This window comes from Streptomyces phytophilus (assembly GCF_013870535.1).
GTDB classification, from domain to species: Bacteria; Actinomycetota; Actinomycetes; order Streptomycetales; family Streptomycetaceae; genus Streptomyces; species Streptomyces phytophilus.
Genome location: NZ_JACBXC010000480.1, coordinates 1 through 4,275, shown reverse-complemented (window position 1 = coordinate 4,275; position 4,275 = coordinate 1). Strand labels below are relative to the sequence as shown.

The 4,275-nt window shown below is 69.5% G+C and carries 3 protein-coding genes and 3 pseudogenes; 4 read left to right on the top strand and 2 right to left on the bottom strand.

Features of this window, described 5'->3' with window-relative positions; all coding sequences use genetic code 11:
* Positions 1 to 78: 78 nt before the first annotated feature.
* A pseudogene (locus tag H5J30_RS19645) lies at positions 79 to 846 on the bottom strand (GH12 family glycosyl hydrolase domain-containing protein); the annotation flags it as partial.
* A 779-nt stretch (positions 847 to 1,625) separates the two neighbouring features.
* Here H5J30_RS19645 and H5J30_RS36835 point away from each other — a divergent pair.
* The 4 genes and pseudogenes from H5J30_RS36835 to H5J30_RS19630 form a co-directional block, all read left to right on the top strand.
* Positions 1,626 to 1,982: pseudogene (locus H5J30_RS36835) on the top strand (SDR family NAD(P)-dependent oxidoreductase); the annotation flags it as partial.
* A gap of 41 nt (positions 1,983 to 2,023) precedes the next feature.
* The gene (locus H5J30_RS36830; protein ID WP_258563417.1) at positions 2,024 to 2,209 is read left to right on the top strand and encodes a hypothetical protein; all 186 of its coding nucleotides are present in this window, start codon (positions 2,024 to 2,026) and stop codon (positions 2,207 to 2,209) included.
* Between the two features lie 61 nt (positions 2,210 to 2,270).
* A pseudogene (locus H5J30_RS19635) lies at positions 2,271 to 2,379 on the top strand (IS5/IS1182 family transposase); the annotation flags it as partial.
* Between the two features lie 144 nt (positions 2,380 to 2,523).
* Entirely contained in the window at positions 2,524 to 2,922 is a 399-nt protein-coding gene (locus H5J30_RS19630) for a MerR family transcriptional regulator (RefSeq protein ID WP_181788720.1), read from the top strand.
* Positions 2,923 to 2,997: 75 nt separating this feature from the next.
* Here H5J30_RS19630 and H5J30_RS19625 read toward each other — a convergent pair.
* Positions 2,998 to 4,275 (bottom strand): AAA family ATPase (locus H5J30_RS19625; protein WP_181788719.1); only part of this gene is annotated, 1,278 nt, incomplete at its 5' end.

The following is a 4,275-nucleotide window of genomic DNA, read 5'->3' as shown; positions in this document are numbered from 1 at the left end:
CGTGCGGGGCAACAGGACGCCGACGGGACGCCGACTGGACGCCGGCCGGCCGTACCGCGGCTCGTGGCGGGTCCGTCAGTTCACCGACGCCGAGAAGGAGTTCACGCCGAGGCCGGTGCCGCCCTCCCAGGGCTCGAAGCCCGCCTGGACGCTGGTGAGGTACCACTGGTCGGTGGCGAGTCCCGCGCCGACCGCCTGGTCGATGAAGGCCGTCAGGTCGAAGCTGAGGCTGCTCAGCGCGGACGGGGCGACGAAGGAGATCACGTCGTTCGCCCCGTTGCTGCCGGTCCACACCTCCCAGGTGTGGCCCGCGACCTGGGCGGTGCCGGTCCGCGAGCCGATGGGCTGGATCGGCCCGACGCGGTTGAGCCAGATCATGATCTCGGTCTGGCTCACCCCGTTCGTCTGCGGCTCCGGGTCCAGCCAGATGTCGAACGAGGCGTTGTAGACGGCGTTGCCGACGTAGGCGTACGAGATCGAGCTGGGCGCACTGGAGATCGCCCCGATCTGCCGCGGCAGGTTGGTGCCGGGGGAGCAGGTGGCGTAGTGGCAGCCGAGGTAGACCGACGGGTACGACTTCGGGGCGCCGTCGGTGGGCGCGGTGCCGTCCGCCCGCGTGATCCGGAAGCCGCTGTCGGTGGTGGTGATGCACTGGGCCTGGTCCGTTCCCCAGGCGTTGTTCTGGACCACGTACTTGTTCTGGATCGTCGTCGTGCCGTACTTCTCGCAGATCTCCGCCTGCACGGCGGGGGACGCCTCGGCGGCCGTCAGGGAGCCGACCAGCGATCCAAGGGAGAGGAGGACCGCCAGGCCGAGGGCGTGGGTACGGGATTTCCGTGATCTCATCTGTGCTGCTCCTTCAGGTGGGGGACTTATGGGAGCGCTCCCAATCATGCGGAGACGATAGAAGACGTCGCAGCGACCGACAAGACGGGGCGGAGTTTCCCGTTCGCAAGGCGGGCACACCCCGTGATCCGCCTCGGAGGCGGGTCGGCGACCGGGTGGCGGGTGAAGGGCGCCCGCCTGCGCAACTCTCCCGATGAACTGGGCAGACAGCGTTTCTGGTGGTCAGTGGACTCGCGGTGACCCGTGCGGCGAGCGCGGTGCGGTGGGTGCTCACGTCGTCTGGACCGATGGTGTGGAGGGCGGTGCCGACGGGCGGGGGAGCCGCCGCTGAACCAGGTGAACCAGGTCTTTGGCTACTCGACTCGCACGGCCTTCTGGGCGTCGCTGTGGCTGGGCACGCTGTCTCCTCCGGGACGGTGTGGGTGGGGCAGTGTCCCGGACCTGGGTGGTCGTGGGGATGGGCCCTGTGGCCTGGGGCGAGGAGTCCCGGAAGCAACCCCGGGGTAGACATGGGCATACCGCGTACATCCCGGGAGGTGATCCTAACGGAGTACCACTTCCACGCTTTCGAACCCTGCACTGGATGCAACTCCGGCTACGTCACATGCGGTTCATGCGGGGGAAGAGGGACGTTTGACAACGGTGGAGAAAGGCACTACTGCGGGTGCACGGCAGGAATGCGACCCTGCAGTTGGTGCAATGGCAGAAGGCAGGGACGCGGGCTATTGGGCGCGCCTCGATCGCGAAGGTGGTAGTTCCAAGGGGCTCCGGCACTGTGTGTGATCGATTGCGTATTCGACGGGATCGAGGGCCTGTCTGTGCGGGGCTGGGCGGCACTGGTACGAGAAGTCGAAGGCCACTTCGGGCCGGTCACCATCCTGGTGAACAACGCCGGAGTCCAGAACCCGGCGGCCCCTGTCGAACACACCGAACTCCGCACCTGGGAGCACACCTTCAGCGTCAACGTCACCGGCCGGTTCCTCGGTATCAGGGCCGTGGCTCCGTCGATACGCAGAGGCGGCGGCGGAACCATCGTCAACATCGCCTCGACCATGGCCCACACCGGCACGGCCCTCTACGCCCCCTACACCGCCAGCAAGTGGGCCGTGCGCGGGCTGACCAAGACAGCCGCACTGGAACCGGGCAGGGACAACATCCGCGTCAACTCCATCCACGCATGGCCGACTTCTACTCACCCGATCCCTTCGCCATCCCCCGCCTCGCCGAACCCTCCGACATCACCCGCCTGCTGCTCTTCATCACCTCCCAGGACGCATCATTCGCAACAGGCTCGGAATTCGTCCCGGACGGGGACCTGCTACTCGGCCCCGCACTCCAACCCGAAACCGACACCGCAGCCTGAGCAGGCATCACAGCACGGAGCGTGCAGCCGCGGGCGGCTCCGATCAACTCCACTCACTGAGCTGAGCCCCCGCTGCTTCGGCAGGTTGGTGGCCGCGTTGCGACGGGGAGGGCGCGGATGCGGTGCGGCGGGGCCGTCCACGGAGTCTGCCGCTGGAAGACCGCGTGCTTTGGAGCAGCCGACTTCCGAACCTCGTGTCAGGGCTTGTTGAATTCGGCTGCGCCCGAAGCCAGGCGAGGCGTCCGGATTCGCCATGCTGCGTAGGCTGCGGTCTCACATCGATGTGAGAGTCGATCGAACGTGGTGGTCGTCACATGCGCATGGGGGAGTTCTCCCGGCGGACCGGGGTCAGCCAGCGGCTGCTGCGCTATTACGAGGAGCAGGGACTGCTCAGGCCGTCACGTCGGCCGAGCGGCTACCGCGAGTTCACGGAAGAGGACGTAGCCACCGTCCGGGGTATCCGCGTCCTCCTCGGCGCCGGTCTCAACACCGCCACGATCGCCGAGTTGCTGCCCTGCATGGTCGACGGCGGGCAGATCCTCGCGCCGGGCTGTCCCGGCCTGCTGCCCGACCTGAACCGGGAGCGCGACCGCATCGACGAGGCCGTGGCGGGGCTGCTGGCCGCACGCAGCACGCTGGACGCCGTCATCGCCGCCACGGTGCCGGCCGGGACCGACGAGCCGGACACCTGCTACGCGGCCGGTTCCGCATAACGGCCCGACGCGGCCGGTTCGCCGCTGATGTCGGTCGCGGCCTTCGTTTCCGGCCGCGCGCGGGCCGGAGACCGGCTAGCCGCGCCGGCGTGCGGCGTACGACGCCTTCACCGCCTTCCAGCGTCCCGCCTGGTCCGCCGTCAGCCGGCCGCGCAGTTCCGCGAGCTTCAGCAGGTTCGCCTCCGCGCCCTGGGCGAGCATCTGGGCCTCGCCCAGGTAGTGGTCGTCGATCAGCGCCTCCACCTCGTCGTCGTTCATCACGGGCATGATCCGCTCGGCGAGTTTGCCGGTGTTCCGGTACGAGCCCTGCAGCTTGAACGGCGGTTCCGTGCGCGAGGCGTCGGTCTGTGCCGCGGAGGCGATGTAGGCCGCGTTGACCTTGAGTACGGTCTGCCGGACGTGCAGCAGCCTGCGCAGCACGCCGAGGACCTCGTCCAGTTCGGCCGTGGCGTACGGGTGGGCGAGGCGGTCGGCGCGGGCGTCCGGGTCGCCTTGGGCGAGGCGGACCAGCAGGTCGATGTCGGTGCGCTCCCGGGACGTGAGCGGCGCCAGCACGGGGTTGGCGGTGAGGGCGTTCTCGATGTGGCTGAGGGCGAACAGCTGCTCCCTGCCGGACAGGACGTCGCCGAGGTTCCAGACGTCGGCGCGGTTGGCGAGCATGTCGGGTACCTGGAAGCGGGCGCCGGATTCGGTGAACGGGTTGCCCGCCATGCACACCGCGAAGCGTTTGCCGCGCAGGTCGTAGACGCGCGAGGAGCCGTCCCACACGCCCTCCATGCGGCGCTGCGCGTCGCAGAGCGAGACGAACCGCTGGAGCAGCTCCGGCGACGTGTGCTGGATGTCGTCGAGGTGGAGGAGGGTGTTGTTGCCCATCGCGAGGGCGAAGTTGATCTTCTCGATCTCGCCGCGGGCGGCGGCGTCCGGGGCGGCGGCGGGGTCGAGGGAGGTGGTGCCGGTGCCCAGCGCCGGGCCGTCGACTTTGACGAAGACCAGGCCGAGCCGGGCGGCGATGTACTCCATCAGCGACGTCTTGCCGTAGCCGGGCGGCGAGAGCAGGAGCAGCAGGCTCTGGCTGTCGGTGCGGCGGGCCCCGGACTCGCCGCCGGCGGCGCCGAGTTGCCTGGCGAGGTTGTCGCCGATCAGCGGCAGGTACACCTCGTCCAGGAGGCGGTTGCGGACGAACGTCGGCATGACGCGCGGGCGGTACGCATCGAGGCGCAGCCGCTCGCGTTCCGCGCCGACGAGGGCGGTGCGCCGGCGGAGGTACGCCCGGTAGGCCGGCACCCGTACGTCGCGGAACTCGGCGGTGCGGGTGAGGAACTCGTCCAGGCGCACCGCGAGCCGCCCGCCGTC

Bases quoted from the DNA above. Each gene is read 5' to 3' on its own strand.
- H5J30_RS36830 (WP_258563417.1), top strand. From the start codon at position 2,024: ATGGCCGACTTCTACTCACCCGATCCCTTCGCCATCCCCCGCCTCGCC.
- H5J30_RS19630 (WP_181788720.1), top strand. From the start codon at position 2,524: ATGCGCATGGGGGAGTTCTCCCGGCGGACCGGGGTCAGCCAGCGGCTG.